This is a genomic window from Candidatus Defluviibacterium haderslevense (assembly GCA_016712225.1).
Lineage (GTDB): Bacteria > Bacteroidota > Bacteroidia > Chitinophagales > Saprospiraceae > Vicinibacter > Vicinibacter haderslevensis.
This window is the reverse complement of record JADJRL010000003.1, coordinates 3391684-3410354: the sequence shown is the minus strand read 5'-3', so window position 1 is coordinate 3410354 and position 18671 is coordinate 3391684. Positions and strand designations below refer to the sequence as shown.

The window sequence follows — 18671 nt, the reverse complement described above, 5'->3', positions numbered from 1 at the left end:
TAATACTTTAACAAACTAAATAATATTCTGTAGGGTAAATTTATTTTTTTACTCTCCACCCTATCCTTACCATTCCTGGCAGAATAAATTCTTCCCACCATCTGATAGAGTCGTCAAAGGTTCTATTTACAAATCTCCGGGGAGGCATACGATTATTATCTTTGAGAGCCCATTGCGAATCCATAGATTGCAATGGCGACATATAACGCTCAGCAAGAGGTCTATTCCCTTGATCAAAAGCTTCACCACTCAATTGGACTAATTCACGGGCCATTGTCTCATTTATCAGCTTGTGCAAATAAAACTTAGAATAAGAAGCAAGCTTTTCATTGTTAGATGTAAGCCATGATCTCAACATGGGTTGGAATGGCCACCATACTCTAAAGACCAAACTAAAACACTCTTCGGTCCAAGCTCTACTAGTGTCAATTGCAAGGACTTGTTCACAAAATGATAGCAATCGATTAATCTCTTTGGCCTGACTGGTATCCAAAACAAAAGTGCCTGTTATGATGCGGTCTCCAATCAATTGGGTTATTTTACGAAGATGGATAATTTGAGCCGTAGAGTTTAGGTCTGCTTCAGTGACTAATCTATCCGCAATTAACTGATAATTATACATGCTTAATAAGTCTATTAATTCCTGGTTATTCAGCGTATCAAACCTTCTGCCATCATCTCCGAAATATCCATTATGTTTCCCGGTATTAGAATTAAGTGTCGTATCAGCATGCTGATAATAATCAAGTAATTCAGCAGCAGTATGTCTCGGATCAGTTGGATCAAAAAAATATATGTTATACTCTTCTCCTGTTTGAATCATATTTTCTAAATAGGCCTTGTAATTCTTGTCCATTCTATTCCAATCCAGGTTTGTTATCCATTCATCGATTTCCTGTCGATGTATGATTTCTAGACTATCTAATTCGGGTTCTTGGTTTAAAAAATCTAAATGACCATCCATAGCTTTTTCTAACCATTTTTCTGAATTATTGAAATTATAGTCATACGAATTCATATCTCTTTCATTTGTGGTATCCATTATGGCTTCATATCTTGTTTTTACCATTTGTATGATACTATCTTTTTCGATTTCTGAAAATAACTTAGCATAAGTTAATTTAAATTCATACATTCTAGCAGTGTTATATATTTGGCTTTCTATATTATCAAATATAGTGTCTAGTTTTGACCTATTAAACATACTAAACATATAAGATAATAATGCCACTTTGTTATCCTCATTAGCTTCTTCAAATAATATTAAAAAATCTTTTACATTAGTACCTTTCAATGCTTGAAATAAAAAATTAAAATTATTTCCATTCAAGATCGCCCTTATTCGATTTAGCCCATCAAGGCTACCATATGCCAATGAATTAATGTAGTTCTCGATTAATCTTAATAATTCATCTTGAGGCAATCTATATTCAATTTTATAAGAATCACTAATTAAAAGATTTGAAAAATTACTATTTTGATTTAGCAAGTCAAGGAATGAATCTATTGTAAAAAAATAAATATTTCTTAAATGTAATCTAAAAGAGTCAATAAATAAATCCAAATATTCTTCTCTTTCTTCAATTCCACAACCCGCCAATTCTTGATTGAGATTAACTAATTTTTGATAACAATATGTCCCACTATAGGCTTGATTTACTTGAGCATTCATTTCAGAAATGGATGCTGTAAAAATAATATACAAAATAAATATTTTTTTCATTGCATAATTCACTTTCATGGTCTATAAATCACCAATAAAATTTATAATCAAAACTTTAAAATTAATTAAATATTTTAAAACCTTAAATTTATTTTAATTCAAAAGTGCTCACAGAAAAAAGATATTATGAAATATAATTATATTGTAATTCCCGTTTAAATTATAATCTCAATTCTAACCGATATGGTTGAAAATTTTATAGACGAATAATTACAATTGATGTCCAGTGTAAATGATAAAAACATATAAATTAAGGCACCCTTTGATAAAAGCGTATAACCAATTTAAAATTTAAATTAGTAAATAAATCCTACCCAGTGGAACTTATATACTACCTACCTATACATTACTTCCTTAACAGCCTTGATCACTTTAGCAGGATTCGGTAAATATTCTTGAACCATAGTAGGCGCATAACCCAAAGAGGTATCAGCGGAGTTAACTCGAGTAACAGGAGCATCAAGATAATCGAAAGCATACTTCTGGATAACATATGCGATCTCAGATGAGATACCGGCGAATGGCCAACTTTCATCAACTACCACCAGACGATTTGTTTTTTTAACAGAGTTAACGATGGTTTGGTGATCTAAAGGGCGTATAGTTCTTAGATCTATGACTTCTGCTGAAATGCCTTCCTTTTCTAATTCAATGGCAGCTAATTTAACGACTTCCATCATTTTGTTGAATGAAACTATGGTTACATCTGTTCCTTCACGACGAACTGCGGCCTGACCAATTGGGACCAGATATTCGCCCTCAGGAACTTCACCAGTGAGTCCATAATAGGATTCTGATTCCATCATACAGATGGGGTCATTATCCCTTATAGCGGACTTGATGAGACCTTTGGCGTCGTATGGATCTATGCAAGAAACAACCTTCAATCCTGGACAATTCGCTAACCATGCTTCAAAAGATTGAGAATGTTGTTGGGCTAATTGACCAGCAGCTCCAGATGGCCCACGAAATACGATAGGACAACCGAATTCCCCTGCGGATTGTGACAATGTTTTAGCTGCATTATTTACAATCTGATCAAAGGCCAATACGGCAAAGTTCCAAGTCATGAATTCAATAATCGGTCTGAGTCCATTCATTGCTGCTCCTACGCCAATCCCTGCGAATCCAAGCTCCGCAATGGGTGTATCGATCACTCGTTTAGCCCCAAATTCATCAAGCATTCCTTTACTGACCTTGTAGGCGCCATTATACTCAGCGACTTCCTCGCCCATTAAAAATACATTCGGATCGCGACGCATTTCTTCGCTCATCCCTTCTCTTAAAGCATCTCTAAGGCTAATTATTCTACTCATATCAATAAATTGGGACAAAAATAGATGATTTGTATCAGTTTTTACACCTTGAATTGAACTCTGTGAAATTAACTTAAACCGTTCATTTAAGTGTAACATGCTTTGCATGACTTCAAGCACTTTTTATTGCGCCCTTTCAGGGCTTAAACCCTTCTTATGCAATTCGATGGGCTAACGCCCTTCGTTAGGTTATTACTCCCTTTCAGGGCATATAATGATTCAAAGATATACTATATGTCCACCGATCTTTCTTTGATTATATTCTTTCAAAGTTATATCAATTCTTAAGTTGTGAACTAAGTGATATGATTCAAAATGCAGCTATCTTGGAGCCTCTGATCCAGTTTACCATAGTAATTAATTAAACATGTTAAATCTCATTATAATCCTTGGATGAGCCGTGGATGAGTCGCGGATGTGTCTTCAATAAGCCGTCTCGTCTTATCACATGATGAGTCTTGTTGCAAGAAAAACGAGATATACTGAGGAGTGACCCTAATAATTAGTAAAGTAAATACCTTAAGGGACTGAAATAAAGGACTGCAGGGCCTGTAAAATATTTTGTGTTTACTTCCCTTTACCTTGAAAAAGGACCCAAGCGGTGTAGAATAAAATCTTGAAATCAAGGCCAAGAGATCGATTCTCAATGTATAGAATATCGTATTTCAATCTCTGGACCATTTCGTTAAGGTTCGATGCATAGCCGAATTTAACTTGCCCCCATGACGTAATACCGGGTCGCACCTTAAGTAAGTGTTTATAGTGAGGTGCAATTTCCATAATTTGCTGAATGTAAAAATTGCGCTCAGGTCTAGGACCTACCAATGACATATCACCTTTTAGGACATTGAAAAATTGAGGTAATTCATCGATCCTCCATTTACGCATAGTTGCACCCCAGGGTGTGATTCGTTGATCAGACTCATGTGATAGTTGTGGTCCATTCACTTCTGAATCCATGTACATGGACCGAAATTTATAAATCATAAACGGCTTTCCGTTCAATCCTATTCGCTCTTGGCTATAAAACAAGGGTCCAGGGCTTGATAATTTAGTGCGGATTAAAAAGTAAACGATGAAAGGAGATAATAATATCAATACAAAAACACTGACAAACAAATCTATACATCGTTTAACAAAAATCTGCCATTGCGGCATCATTTCTTGTTTGATTTCTATTAGAACAGCACCATAGAGGTGATTCATCTTTACAGTGCCCAAAAGGATATCATACATATCGGGAATAATCCTTACCATCATCTTATTGCCCAATTCAAACAACACATCCAAAATGGTTTTTAATTTGGTATGTTCAGTGGATTCTATAGCAATGATGACTTCCTCTATTTTATTTTGTTCAATGACTGCTGCGATATCGTTCAGTCCACCTAATTGTGGTAAATATTGAATTAAATCATTCGATCTTCCACCATTGGAATGAATAAATCCCTTGAATTTATGCCCCAAACTAAATTTCAACGAAGTAATATCATTATACAATTCTACAGCCCGTTGATCACCGCCAATGATCAATGTATTAAATCCTACCGTTCCATTTTTTATTCGATGACTGATGAAAGATAAAAACAAAATCTTGGCTGTAGTAATCAATCCAAAATGGTATCCAAAATAGGTCATTAATGCTTGAAAAAATCTATTTTCAAAATTGAGTTCCTGGTTTAATATCAAAACAAAAAAAACAACCAAACATCCAAATGCAGATAATAAAAATGTTCTCGAAAAAACTGACCATCTGGAAAGCCGATACACATCCTTATATTGTTCAGATAATAAATAAAATAAAAACCAGGCTATGGGAAGAAATAAAGCTCCTTGTACAAATAAGTTTTTACAAACCTGATCGGCATCACCTAAAAAATACTGATGGCTATGCAAATAGTTAATAAACAAATACCATGCTAATAAGGATAACATTAAATCCATAAATCGATAAATGGCATTCTCCCAGCGAATATTCATATCAACGATGAAGTACTTTAATATTATCAATCAAAATTTCTTGTTTCTTGATGGTTGTATCGTTAATGTAAAATGCTGCTAATGCAACACGATAAGCATTTCCCTTATAATTATTGACGATATCTTTAAATTCAAAATAAACTTTATTCCAACTAGATTTTGGCAACACAACACCATCGATGAATTGGGATTCAGTTTCTCCAGCTTTGAATCCAACTAGACCTATATTAAATGGAATTGTAGATTTATAATTCAATTCAATATACACAGAATTGGGACCATATGGAATGGGCCTATCATAGTCGAACCATGCTTCCAAATAATTTCTAGCTGAAGTTAATTCAATCAAGCCCGAATTCGATCCTTCAAATGCATCACTAGCACTGGACAAAATGACTTTTGTTTCTTGATTATTGTCTTTATCAAAATTAAAATAATGGAGATGATCAAAGTTTTCAATAAAAGGAAAAACTATGTCACTTGAATAATGAACCGTTGGAAATACAGTATCCGTTTTTTGTTCTTCCAATTCAACAGTTGTAATATAAGGATCAGTCATGGGATAAATAATTGGATTAGTAATACTTCCATTATTTCTAATACCAGCAAAAATTTTTACTTCTACCCTACCGTGATTTAATACTGGAATAGTAGCAGGTAATTCATAGGCACCAACGTATTGTGAATCTACAAAAACCCAGGCATCTTTAAAAGCCTGATTCGCTGTGCCTTGATGGCCCAAAACATTCATTTGAATGGGTGCTATGTATAAATAAGCTGGTATGGTTTCATCCTTGTCCCATGCTTCACAAGCATTAAAAATTAAAATGGGGATGATGAGTGTTATGAGTTTTTTAAACATTACTGCTTTCGATTTGGCTCAAAATGGCATCCACCAGACTTAATGCCCGAATACCATCTTGTAAATTGACTTCCGTTTCTGAATCTATAACGATACTTTTTGCAAAAGATTTTATCTCTTCCAAAATTGCATTAACAGGTGTGATTTCTGCTTGAAACAATTGGATGTATTTTTTGCCTTTATAGGTATCTAATTCTAAGGTATTTTCCTGATACTCATCCAATAATGAAATGACTTCAGCTTCTTTACTCAATAAATCCATACTGATATATGCATCCTCTTGAAAAATTCTAATTTTCCGCATGGCTTTCATGGAAATCCTGCTGGCCGTAACATTACAGACCAAACCACTTTCGAATTCAATTCTAGCATTGCAGATATCTGCTTTTTGACTCACTATACTTACACCGCTGGCCCTGATTTCACGAGCCGGTGACTGTGCCATAAGGCTTATGATATCCAAATCATGAATCATTAAATCGTGTACTACAGATACATCTGTACCTCTTGGATTAAAGGTGGATAACCGATGCGCTTCAATAAATTTTGGATATTTAATAAAAGGTTTTATGGCAAGAAAACTGGGATTATACCGCTCTACATGACCTATTTGAACCTTAACAGGATAAATACTTAATAAATTCTGCAAATCCAAAGCCTCTTGCAAGGTCTGAGTTACAGGTTTTTCAATAAAACAATGTTTGCCTGCCCGAATCGCCATAGAAGCAATGTCATAATGCGTTGTCGTTGGCGTCACTATATCAATAGCTTCAGCATCCTGAATAAGTTGGTCGATGGATTCATAATGAACCACTCCAAATTCCTTACAAATCGATTGGGCAGATTCCTGATTTACGTCAAAACACCCTACCAAAATAATTTCAGGAATTTGGAGGATACATTTTAAATGTATCTTTCCTAAATGCCCCAACCCAACAAGTCCTAATTTTATTTTATTCAAGTTGCTATTTTAAAAGTATAAACGATAAGGTAATGCCAACAATTAAAATGATAGAGATAAAAACGCCACCTGTAATTAAAATGTGTTTTCTAAAATGATTCAGCAATTGTTGGTCCTGAGGATATTTTCGCAGTACTTCATCTTCCCATAACTGTTTATTGAACATCTGCTTAAAATTGAATTGAAGGCGTTTTTGAACCAATGTCTTGTAATATTTTAATGTCCTGATACGAATAAACAAATTTAAAAAAACAAAGATCGCAAAAACAGAAATGAGCAAAATAATCTTCATAAAGTTGGTATTGAATATAATTTTATGCTTTCAATTCTTTTATCACAATATCTTTTACAGCTTCAATTGCAGATTGAATGCCTGCAACATTTTTTCCTCCGGCAGTTGCAAAAAAAGCTTGACCTCCGCCACCACCTTCTATGTGTTTGGATACTTGCTTCAACCAATTTGAAGCATTATACTGATTTGTTTTTACCAATTCTTCAGACACATAACACATCAGTTGAGCTTTATCATTTTCAACAAATCCAAAAAACAAAATTGCTGGACTCAATTCTTTACCCAATTGATAAATCAAACTCTTGACCAGTTTACTATCCGTTAAAACAATAGAACAAAACAAAGTTTGAATTCCACTGATTCGCTCTGCGCGCGCCAACAATTGATCTTTCAAAACCAACGATTGCTCTTCTTTAAAATCCTGAATTTGTTTATGCAATGATTTATTTTCATCTAACAGATGATGAATATGTTGAATCATATTTGGTGGATTATTGAAGACCGCTTTAATCTGATTCAATTCGTCCATTTGGTCTCTGATGTATTGCTCCGCTTTAGAAGAACTAACTGCCTCTATTCTACGAATTCCGGCTGCAACAGATGCTTCAGATACGATTTTAAACAATCCAATATTACCAGTAGATTCCACATGACATCCGCCACATAATTCTCTAGAAAACCCTGGATCGAACGTAATCATTCTAACATAATCACCATACTTTTCACCAAACAACATCATGGCACCTGATTGTTTAGCTTCTTCAATTGGTAAGTGTCGTTTTTCTTCTAATGCAATATTTTCTCTTATTTTTTCATTAACAAGTATTTCAATATTTTTTATTTCTTCAGCGCTTAATTTTTGAAAATGTGAAAAATCAAAACGCAAATAATCTTCGTTGACCAAAGATCCTTTTTGCTGTACATGTATTCCTAAAATATTTCTCAAAGCGGCATGCATTAGATGTGTAGCACTATGATTATTCTCAATCTGTGATCTTCGATATCCATTAATCACACAACGAACTGGAGCCTCAAGATGTTGAGGTAAAATTTCAACAATATGTAAAATAAGATCATTTTCTTTCACCGTATCCAATACCTCTATGGCTTGTCCATCAAAATATAATAAGCCTTTATCCCCTACCTGACCGCCACCTTCAGGATAAAATGGCGTCGTCTCTAACACTAATTGATACAAAGCATTTCCTTTAGATTCCAGTTTACGCCAGCGCAACAATTTAGTTTGTTCCACTTCATTCACATCATATCCTATAAATTTGCACTGACCATCCTGAATAAAATTCCAATCGGAATATTCTTTTTTAGCATCAGCTCTGGACCTTTGTTTTTGTTGATCAAGTGCTAATTTAAATCCCGCCTCATCTATCGTCCAATTTTTTTCAGCAGCAATCAATTTAGTTAAATCTAAAGGAAAACCGTAAGTATCATATAATTCAAAAGCCAAACTTCCAGAAATCAGACCTGAATCTAATTTTAACTGATCCAATTTTTTTAATCCGCCTTCTAAAGTTCGTAGAAATGATAATTCTTCTTCATGAACTACTTTAATAATAAATTCCTGCTGGGACTTAATTTCAGGAAATACATCTCCCATAGTGTCCACTAAAATAGGGATTAACCGAAATAAAAAAGGATCCTTAATTCCTAAAAACGAATAATAATACCTAACCGCTCTTCGAAGAATTCGACGAATGACGTAGCCGGAACCTGTATTTGAAGGAATAGATCCATCTGCTATTGTAAAGGTTATGGCTCTAATATGATCTGCAATAACCCGCATCGCAAGATCTGATTTGGCCTGTGGAGCATAGGATGCGGTATAAGGATGACCGCTAAAAGTTGCTATGTACTGAATCAATGGGGAAAAAATATCGGTATCGTATGATGATGTTTTTTGCTGGAGAACCATGGATATTCGTTCAAATCCCATACCCGTATCGATATGCTTGGCAGGCAATTCTTCCAATTGCCCATCGACTTTTCTATTGTACTGAATAAAAACCAAATTCCAAATTTCCATAACTTCAGGAGTCCCGACATTCACTAAGTCGGCTCCGGAAATTCGATTTCTGACATCATCAGGTCTAAGATCAACATGAATTTCAGAACAGGGTCCACAAGGCCCTGATTCACCCATTTCCCAGAAATTATCCTTCTTACCAAAAAAAAGTATTCGGTCTTCGGGAACCCATTTTTTCCAAAATTCTACAGCTTCGAGATCTTTGCTTAATCCTTCTTCGGCATCGCCGCCAAAAACAGAAATATACAGTCTCGAAGGGTCCAACTTGTAGGCTTCTGTTAATAACTTCCAAGCGAATGCTATGGCTTCCTCTTTAAAATAATCACCAAATGACCAGTTGCCCAGCATTTCAAACATGGTGTGATGATATCCGTCCGTACCCACTTCTTCAAGATCATTATGCTTACCACTAACACGCAAACATTTTTGGGTATCGGCGATTCTTGGAATATCAATCAACTTATTCCCCAGAAAATAGTCTTTAAATTGGTTCATACCGGCATTGGTAAACATTAAGGTAGGGTCATTTTTGACCACGATGGGTGCCGAAGGAACAATTTTGTGCCCGTTTTTTGCAAAAAAATCCAAAAATGTCTGTCTGATCAATCGAGACTCCATATGAAATATTTAAGATTATTAGTATGTATAAATTTACAATTCAAACAATTATACATTTTAAAATAATATATATAAATTTGAATTTTGATATTATTCAAATATTTGTCATTTTCTTTCTAAATTTGTTCCCATCAAACATAATGATTAAACAAGAATTGCAAAAGTAGTATTTTTAGTAGAGCTGCGTAACGTGAGATCTGAAAAATATGAATATAATCCCCAGACCCTCCAATTTGAGAAGGTCAAAATAACCAAGAAGTCTGTACTCCTTAGGGTTTTTACTTTCTTGTCATCAGTTATTGTTACCACTTTATTGTTTTACTTCATGACCTCTGAGTATTTCCCATCCCCTCGGGAAAAGGCACTTAAGAAAGAAATCACTCAAATGGATTATCAGTTTTTATTAATGAAGGACCAATTGGAACGTGCTAATAAAGTATTAACAAATCTTCAAAATAGAGATGCCAAAGTGCATAGGGTATTATTTGGCATGGACCCTATAGATCCTTCCGTTTGGAATGGTGGGGTTGGAGGACACGATCCATATGCTTGGACTAGCCAACTGAGAAATTCCAGTGGTACTGTTAAAGACGTCAAACAATATTTAGATAAGCTGGAACGACAGATATATCTTCAATCTAAATCTTTAGACACGATTGAGAAATTAACCCGTACCCGCGAAGACATGATCGCCAGTATCCCTTCTATTAAGCCCGTAAGATTGGATCATTTATCAAGAGGCGTTCAACAATTATCAGGTTTTGGAATCAGGCTCCATCCAGTGCATAAAGTTAATAAAATGCATGCTGGAATAGACTTCACTGCACCCGAAGGCACTTCTATTCAAAGTACAGGTGATGGAAAGGTTATTCGAATCGAAAATAAACCATCAGGATATGGTAAATCGGTATTGATTAGTCATGGATTTGGCTATGAAACATTATATGCCCATATGCAATCCATTAAAGTGCGGGAAGGTCAAAAGGTGAAAAAAGGTGAAATTATTGGTACGATAGGTAATACTGGAACTTCCACAGGTGCCCATTGCCATTATGAAGTCCACTTCAATAAAAAACCAGTAAATCCTATTCATTACTGTCTTGATGGCCTAACGCCTCTGGAGTATCAGGAAATGGTCGAAAAAGCAGAAATTGCAAACCAATCTTTTGATTAAGACGACTCTTTAATAAACATCTACTTTTAATTACACCACTATTTATTTTTTCAAGGATTATGGAAGATTTTAAAAATAATTCAAACCTTGTCCTTGGTAAAGGGAAAACCAGTTAGTAGATGAATCAACTGATGCTTAGATTAACGAATTTGAAACCCCTATTACCATTACTATTAAGTTTTATTGCTGCAATTTTATTGGCCCTATTAGCCTATTATGTTCCTGTTCATGAATGGGATGAATCCAGAAATGGGATCAATGCCATTGAAATGTTGGGAAATGGTGATTGGCTCAACCTCCATTATGCAGGAAAAGTCGACACCTGGAATGCGAAACCACCTTTGCTTATATGGTGCATAGCATTATCGTTTAAAATATTTGGAATCAGTGTATTTGCCTTAAGAATTCCCAGCATTATTTGCGGGGCATTATTTATTTACTTTTTCTATCTGACTTCCAGACTTTTTATTAAACCAAGCATCACTATTGCAATAACTATTGGTTTAATCTTTACTAAAATATTTTATTTAGATCATATTGGATTTACGGCAGACTTTGATGGAATGCTCAATTTGATCATCATCATGGCTACCTATTTTTATTTTAAATTTATACTAACTCAGCAATCCAAATTCTTACACTTTGCTTCCTTAATATTGGGTATAGGATTCTGGGTAAAAGGGCCTGCAATAATATTATTTTGCATACCAGTATTGATTCACTATTTAATAACTACATATAAATCATTTAATCTTAAAAGAAGTTTAATTGCTCTTGGCTGGTTTTTGATTTTACCATTATTATGGATATTCTTAATTTTATTATTTGGCAAACCACATGATGGAGGATTCTACGGACAGAGTGGAAATGCCATTCACACATTGCTTTTCAATGATTTAGTAGGACGCGCATTAGATTCGGATTTTCCAAACGCTCAACCGGTTTGGTATCAATTTTTTTCATTTGTCAATATCTATTTCCAATTGTTTGAAGCTTTCATATATATATGTTTAGGGTATTTGATTTTTCTGTATTATAAATCAGGCAAGACTATACCTACATTTTATTTATTTTCAGGAATCGTTTTTATCATTTATATGATTTGCATTTCACTTATGAAGGAAACACATAGATGGTATATTGCCCCCATTTCAGCTTCCGTTTTTTGGATACTTTCCATGGTATTCAATTGGGGTAAATCGAGATGGTTGTATGCTATTTTTTATTTGCTAATTGCAATCAATTTTGGAGATTTTCTCATGAATTCCAGAATCATGAAAGAGGTCAACGGCCCAGAACAAAAATTCTTTGATACAGTGTCAACATTGGATAGCATCACTTTCCTACCCTATTTTTCACAAAGGATATTTTTTATTGCGCGATCGAATCATACGCCAATAGATTTTTTCTATCATCCAGGAGATGAACATGTGATCTGCTCGATAAAACACTTTGAAAAATTTGTAGAACAGTTTCCTTCACTCTGCGACATGCATATAATCGCAACTGGCAAAGACTATTTACTTTTGGATCATTGACTTAGAGTGTATCCAAGTCAAATCTATATATAAATAGATGGCTTATTTAGTTCGTTTTTCCAACATTTGACCTACACCCGTAGTAAATTCTTCTACTGTAGGTACGTATCCGATTTTACCTAAAGATCCAATTTGATAGGTATTGTTTTTGGCATCTTTTTCGAGATCAAAAACCCAAACTGTAGGGAATCCGGATACATTAAATGCGCGTTGTAAGTCAGCATTTTGGTTTTTAATTTTCTCAGGTATAGCTTTACCTCTTGGAAAATCTAGCTCCAATAAAATGACATTTTTAGCAGCCCAGGTTTTGAATTCAGGTTTGGAAAAAACTGCGGCAGTAAGTCTTTTACACCATCCACACCAATCGCTACCTGTAAAGTTAGCCATAATAGGCTTGCCCGTTTTCTTAGATTGACTGTATGCTTCATTTAAATCTACCAACCAGCCTTCGTTCTCAGCTTTATAAGCTTGAGCATTCAAAGATATAGCCATAGAGAACAAACAAAAAACAACAGAAAAAAATGATTTTGAAAGAAGGATAGATTGCATAAGCCAATGGTGATTTAATGAAATAAAGATCAAATTTATTATAATTTCAAAAATAGACTGGTAATAATATTGATTTTAACTGATAATTAACCAAGGCAATACTGTATCCATAAACTAGAATCAAGCCAGATTATTAAATACAAGGAACGCCAATCTAATCCCTTATATTCATTTAAACCAACTAAAATAAACTTGAATTAAGTACTAGGATTCTGATTAAGCCTCATTATAGCTTCAGTACGATTAGAAATTTGTGGTTTATCTATTTTCAAGCATTGTGAAATTAATGGTTATGCCTCATTATTGAAATGATACTATTTGATCATCCGATTTCAAAAGATTCTCTGACATACTTTATTAAATATAAAGGAATATTTATACACATTTCTTTGATATTACAGTTTCCGCATTACCTTTAAGTTTTAGATTTTTAACCAGCGATATTCTAATTCCTATATGAAACTGATCAGCGTTCAAGCACTACGAGGGCCCAATATTCACAGCTTCAATCCATATAAACTCATTCATTTGAGATTGGATTTTTCAGAACAACTTGAAATGACTGAATATGAAGTCAAACAATTAGAACATACAATTAATGAAAACTTAATATTACCGGCTTCAGATCAAATGACCTTGATTTTCGAAGACCAAAGCCAAATTCCATCGCCCACTTTAGATCAGTTAGCTATACTTGCCGGAAGAATTGCCTTACAACTTCAGATTGAGGCTGGTTGTTCAGTTAAGTTTTTAAAAATATTAAAGACTATTTATTTTGGAATTTATGGCGTGTTGTTTGAATACGATCAAGAAGATATCGGAAAATATGCAGCCAAATCTACAGCTGAAATTCTTGATCAAATATTAAATAAGAAATCTTTCAACCCTAAAAGTGCTCTTGAAAAAATAAAGCAACTGAAAGCACTGGATGAACAAGATGAAAGCTTAAATCTTGTTCTTAAAGAAATAAAACATCGGAACATTCCAGTTATTCCATTATTTGGAAAAGAATTATTGCAATTGGGGTACGGAAAATTTCAAAAAAGATTACACGGTAGTCTTTCTGACCTTACTAATGCAATATCCTATTTGATTGCATCAAATAGAAATTGGTTGACTGATATTTTGTATGAGCATTCAATCCCATATATCAAAAATCCTGAAAATATAGACTCCTATCCATCATCTTTTGGTATACTAGTTTTAAACCATCGTGTGCAAAAATCAATTCATTATCTCCATGGAATTATTGATCAAAACTATAAAGCTGATTTGAATGAGAATACCTGTTTACGATTAGAACGATGGTGCCAATTATTAGGATTAATTCATGGAGAAATCCAAATAGTCTCAGATGACATCAATAATCCTGATGCTGAATTGCTCCAGATAAACGCCAAGCCGAAGTTTCATCTTTACCAAAACAATGTAGCGAGAGATAATTCGTTCGTTTCAACTTTTGTGGATTCATTGTTTCCTGAATCTGAAAAATCAAGAATACCCATCATTGCCGTTTCAGGAACAAATGGGAAGACTACCACAACTCGCTTGATTTCACATATCATCCAACAATCAGGAATTCTTACAGGATTTACCACCAGCGATGGAGTTTATGTAGGAGGGAGAATGGTTGAAAAAGGAGACACTACCGGTCCCGGAAGTGCACTTATTGTACTTCGCGATCCAACTGTGGATTTAGCCATATTGGAGACGGCTAGAGGTGGTATTTTAAGAGCGGGTCTTGCTTTTACGGAGTGCGATGCCGCCGTGTTAACAAATATAACAAGTGATCATCTTGGATTATCAGATGTTCACACTTTAGATGATTTATCAAAAGCAAAAGGTCTTATTGTTGATGCTGTTAAAACAAATGGCTATGCAATTTTGAATCTGGAAAATGAATATACTTATCAAATTGGCCAGAAAGCAAAATGCCATGTCGCTTATTTTAGTTTAGATCCGAATCACGAAAACTTAAAAGTACATATCCAACAGGGTGGAACATCTGCATTTGTTGAGAATGGATTTATAAAAATATTCCATCAAAACACAACTACAACGTTAATCAAAACTGAAGACATTCCACTTACTTTTGGAGGTAAGGTTCCGTTCATGATTGCCAATGCTCTTGCAGCGAGTCTAACTTGTTTTACACAAGGCTTCACAGTAGAACAAATTGCCAACGGATTAAAATCATTTTTTCCTTCAGTAGAACAAACACCCGGTAGGTTAAATATTTATGATTTTCCCAATTTTAAAGTCATGGTTGATTTCGCTCATAATCCTGAAGGATTTAGTGGCATTCGTGATTTTCTAAGTTCAATTGATAGTCCAAACAAAATTGGAATTATTACTGGAACTGGCGACCGTCCGGATGAATCAATTATCCAGTTAGGTGAATTATCAGCTGAAATGTTTGACCATATTATTATTCATCAGGCTAAATTTTTACGGGGCAGGTCTGCCAAAGATATCGTTGAATTATTAATCCAAGGTATCCAAAATTTCAATCCATCATGTAGTTATGAATATTTAGCTGACGACATTGAACCATTGCAATACTCCATAAAGCTCGCAAAAAAAGATTCCTTTATAACTGCTTTGAGTGATGTATTAAATGATCCCATCGAATTGATTAAACAATATCAGGATTCTTATACTAAATAGATTAAATCATTATATACATTGCACAATATTCAAACTTAATACTTAATAAATTTTATAGCTTCGCTAGATTGATTTGGATAAATTACTTTAAAATAATAGATGCCAGATAGAGCTTGTTGAATATTTATAGAATTACTTTTGTATTCAAATTTTCCTTGCTTGATTAATTGACCTAATTGATTTAAAATTTCAAATTTAATAGATCGAAAATCTACATTTTCATCAACCATTGTGATTTGTAACTCACTTTGATCAAAATTGACTTTAAGGAATTTACTATGCATTAAAGGTCTAAGGTCTTTACTTGAAGTAAAAATATTTTTAGTAGCTTTGTACAAACCATCAAAACCCAATGAAACATAAATTTTTTGTTCCTCATCATACAATAAACCATAATAATATCTTTGATCAAAAGTATTTGGAGCCATTCCACTTTCATCTATGGTAATATTTTTGCCTAAATCGGTACTAAAAAAAACACCATCGTTATATGATGCATTTCCAAAGATAAAATTTGGACCTATATAGTAAATATCAAAAATTTTGTTTTCAAAATAGGAATTCATTAATTCATATTCATTAGATGTACTAGAAATATAAGCTCCATATTTCTTTTTATATCTTCCACATATAATTTTACGATTATCCGGCAATTGAATAATATTTCTTGCTCTAGAAAAATTTTCAAACAATGGATCAATATTCCATGTTAAACCAAGATCATTGCTTGACACAATCGTATCTACAATATCTCCATGTCCAATCCATGTATTATTTTCCAAAACTGAAATACTAAGTCCAGAATAATTATAATAAGCAGATTTTCTAAAAGCATTAATTTTACTCCAATTCATGCCTCCATCAGATGAATGAAATAAAAAATATTTAGCATTAGGACTATCAAAGTCGCCTAATGCCCCTTCTATAAAAAGTTCTGATCCAGATTTAATAAAATACTTCAATTTAAGATTTGGAATTTTAAAGATGGTGTTATTTGCAATTTTCCACAATCCTGAAAATTTGTCCAAGATAAATATTTTTTGATTTACCGCTGCAACAGCATCCCCATTTTTATTCGTTGTTATCTGTTCGACAGGCTCCCCATTAATAGATAAAAAATTCCAATTCACACCATCATCTTCACTATATTTAAAATAACAATTATGATAAGCATATAGTATATTGTTATTATCTTTGGTTAAGCTTTCAAAAGTATTTACATCAATATTTAAATTTACTAATTTCCAATCTAAAGTTGAGGGTATAAAAAAATAAGCTTCAGTGTAATCACATTCATCTGTAACCGTTAAAATTGCATTTAATGTATCATGTATTACTATTTTATCAATTTTGGAAGGTATATTTAAACTTAGATTTATTAATTTGGTCCAATGATTTAGACCCAAATTAGAATTAATATAAATCCCTTTGTCAGTAAGCACAAATATTTGTCCATTTGCGATTCGGCCTATTTGTTCTACTTTTAAAATATTTAGAGCTGAATCCAATTTAACTTCCTCAAAAATATCAGGTGTGCGATGATCTGCAAGTAACAATTGATTATTTATTGCAAAAAGTATATCACCAGCTTCTGTAATATGAATATCTTCTTTTCGTAAATTTGTATTAATTTGCAAATGAGAATACATTTCAACTTGCCCTGAGCCTGTATTCAATTTATACACTACAATACTATCATTAATTACTTTATCATTTGATGTGATTACATAATTTTGATCTGCACTAAAATAACTTACTTTAATAATTCTATTGGGAGCTATAAATATGATATTAGCTAAATCCGGTCTCCAATTTTCTAATACAGGATAAACACCTCTTGAATTAGAATAAAAATATTCTCCTGCAAGATTAAATCCCAAGCCATCAGTGGAAATGGGAAATTGCACTAAACTCCTCTTGAAAACGCCTTGTTCATATTTAAATATAGTACACGCTGAATTACAATTGGTATAAAATAGATTTTTATTAGCGCCTATAAATAAATTTTTTTTATAAAACCAAATTCTATCATATTTGAATTCATGATCTGAAACATCAGTCCAACTAATACCATGATCCCTTGATTCAAATACGGAAGATTTATCTTTAGCGTTTACATAATAAAATCCTTCATTTGAAATCGTCACATCTGCAATATTAAATTGCAAATTCGTATGCTTACGATTCCAAGTATCTTGAGCAATGTTTGATGAAACATTGCAGATTAATATACAAAATAATATGTTACGGATTTGGCCCACAATTACAACAATAAGTTACTTTTAATACAATTTCTAAATTAGTACAATTAGGTTCCGGAATCGGACCCCCAGTTGAATTATCACAAAAAATTTGAGGTTGTACAGGAAACGCAACAAATTCTAATTTATCAATTTGAACTGCACCAGTGCAAGTTGGCATATTATTCATCGCAAGTTGATTTGCGTCTAAAATAATCCAATCTTGGTGCCACGTATACAGATCAATATGTACTTGATAATATGGATTCAAAGGCCCAGAACAATAATGGAAAGGAACCCAAAATGCATCCTTGCAATATTTGTAAGGACTTTCTCCAGAGCCCCAATAAAATGTCCAATAAAAATCTAATTCACTCAAAGTAAGGTATTTAACTATTTTACAACAATTTTCATATTCCCAAACTCTTGGTGGACAATTCGCGATATCTGTTAATTCGGCTGCTACTCTATCACAATAAAGTTCCATATTTGGAAATGCAGATGCAAATAAATGGTGTCGTGGGCATGCTAGCAAACTAGCTTCTTGAGCAATAAAACTTTTATTGGAAATTTGAAAATTCTGTTTACTATCTATCTTTTTCTTATTATCTATCCCTAATTCTGAATCACATGAAAAAAACAAAACAATTAATATGCAAATAACGCTAAATTTTAGTTGTGTTGTGTTGTGTTGTGTTGTGTTGTGTTGT

The 18671-nt window shown here is 33.5% G+C and carries 13 protein-coding genes; 3 read left to right on the top strand and 10 right to left on the bottom strand.

Annotated features, from left to right (window positions below; translation table 11 throughout):
- Positions 1-40: 40 nt before the first annotated feature.
- The 7 genes from IPK88_13260 to alaS form a co-directional block, all read right to left on the bottom strand.
- On the bottom strand, positions 41-1723 hold the full coding sequence (locus IPK88_13260; protein ID MBK8244391.1) for a hypothetical protein: 1683 nt from the start codon (positions 1721-1723) through the stop codon (positions 41-43).
- Positions 1724-2058: 335 nt separating this feature from the next.
- The gene (locus IPK88_13255) at positions 2059-3039 is read right to left on the bottom strand and encodes a pyruvate dehydrogenase complex E1 component subunit beta (GenBank protein ID MBK8244390.1); all 981 of its coding nucleotides are present in this window, start codon (positions 3037-3039) and stop codon (positions 2059-2061) included.
- Positions 3040-3606: 567 nt separating this feature from the next.
- The gene (locus tag IPK88_13250; GenBank protein MBK8244389.1) at positions 3607-5019 is read right to left on the bottom strand and encodes a sugar transferase; all 1413 of its coding nucleotides are present in this window, start codon (positions 5017-5019) and stop codon (positions 3607-3609) included.
- A 1-nt stretch (position 5020) separates the two neighbouring features.
- Positions 5021-5881 carry a hypothetical protein gene (locus IPK88_13245; GenBank protein MBK8244388.1) on the bottom strand — a complete coding sequence of 287 codons (861 nt, stop codon included), beginning with the start codon at positions 5879-5881 and terminating at the stop codon, positions 5021-5023.
- Entirely contained in the window at positions 5874-6842 is a 969-nt protein-coding gene (locus tag IPK88_13240) for a Gfo/Idh/MocA family oxidoreductase (protein MBK8244387.1), read from the bottom strand. Before IPK88_13240 ends, IPK88_13245 begins: the two co-directional genes overlap by 8 nt.
- 4 nt (positions 6843-6846) lie before the next feature.
- Positions 6847-7134, bottom strand: a complete 288-nt coding sequence (locus IPK88_13235; GenBank protein ID MBK8244386.1) for a hypothetical protein — start codon at positions 7132-7134, stop codon at positions 6847-6849.
- 22 nt (positions 7135-7156) lie between these two features.
- A complete protein-coding gene (alaS, locus tag IPK88_13230; protein ID MBK8244385.1) occupies positions 7157-9793 on the bottom strand; it encodes an alanine--tRNA ligase in 2637 nt (878 codons plus the stop codon).
- 190 nt (positions 9794-9983) lie between these two features.
- Here alaS and IPK88_13225 point away from each other — a divergent pair, with 190 nt between their 5' ends.
- Together IPK88_13225 and IPK88_13220 are read left to right on the top strand one after the other, a co-directional pair.
- Positions 9984-10967 (top strand): M23 family metallopeptidase, encoded by a 984-nt coding sequence (locus tag IPK88_13225; protein MBK8244384.1) that lies wholly within the window; start codon positions 9984-9986, stop codon positions 10965-10967.
- Positions 10968-11086: 119 nt separating this feature from the next.
- Positions 11087-12505 (top strand): glycosyltransferase family 39 protein, encoded by a 1419-nt coding sequence (locus tag IPK88_13220; GenBank protein MBK8244383.1) that lies wholly within the window; start codon positions 11087-11089, stop codon positions 12503-12505.
- A 42-nt stretch (positions 12506-12547) separates the two neighbouring features.
- Here the strand turns inward: IPK88_13220 and IPK88_13215 are convergent, their stop codons facing one another.
- Positions 12548-13054 carry a thioredoxin family protein gene (locus tag IPK88_13215; GenBank protein ID MBK8244382.1) on the bottom strand — a complete coding sequence of 169 codons (507 nt, stop codon included), beginning with the start codon at positions 13052-13054 and terminating at the stop codon, positions 12548-12550.
- A 456-nt stretch (positions 13055-13510) separates the two neighbouring features.
- Between IPK88_13215 and IPK88_13210 the strand changes: the two genes are divergently transcribed.
- The gene (locus tag IPK88_13210; GenBank protein ID MBK8244381.1) at positions 13511-15721 is read left to right on the top strand and encodes a hypothetical protein; all 2211 of its coding nucleotides are present in this window, start codon (positions 13511-13513) and stop codon (positions 15719-15721) included.
- 35 nt (positions 15722-15756) lie between these two features.
- Here IPK88_13210 and IPK88_13205 read toward each other — a convergent pair whose 3' ends face one another.
- Together IPK88_13205 and IPK88_13200 are read right to left on the bottom strand one after the other, a co-directional pair.
- Positions 15757-17982: a T9SS type A sorting domain-containing protein gene (locus IPK88_13205; protein ID MBK8244380.1), complete on the bottom strand. Its 2226-nt coding sequence runs from the start codon at positions 17980-17982 to the stop codon at positions 15757-15759.
- Entirely contained in the window at positions 17966-18604 is a 639-nt protein-coding gene (locus tag IPK88_13200) for a hypothetical protein (protein MBK8244379.1), read from the bottom strand. Before IPK88_13200 ends, IPK88_13205 begins: the two co-directional genes overlap by 17 nt.
- Positions 18605-18671: the final 67 nt, after the last annotated feature.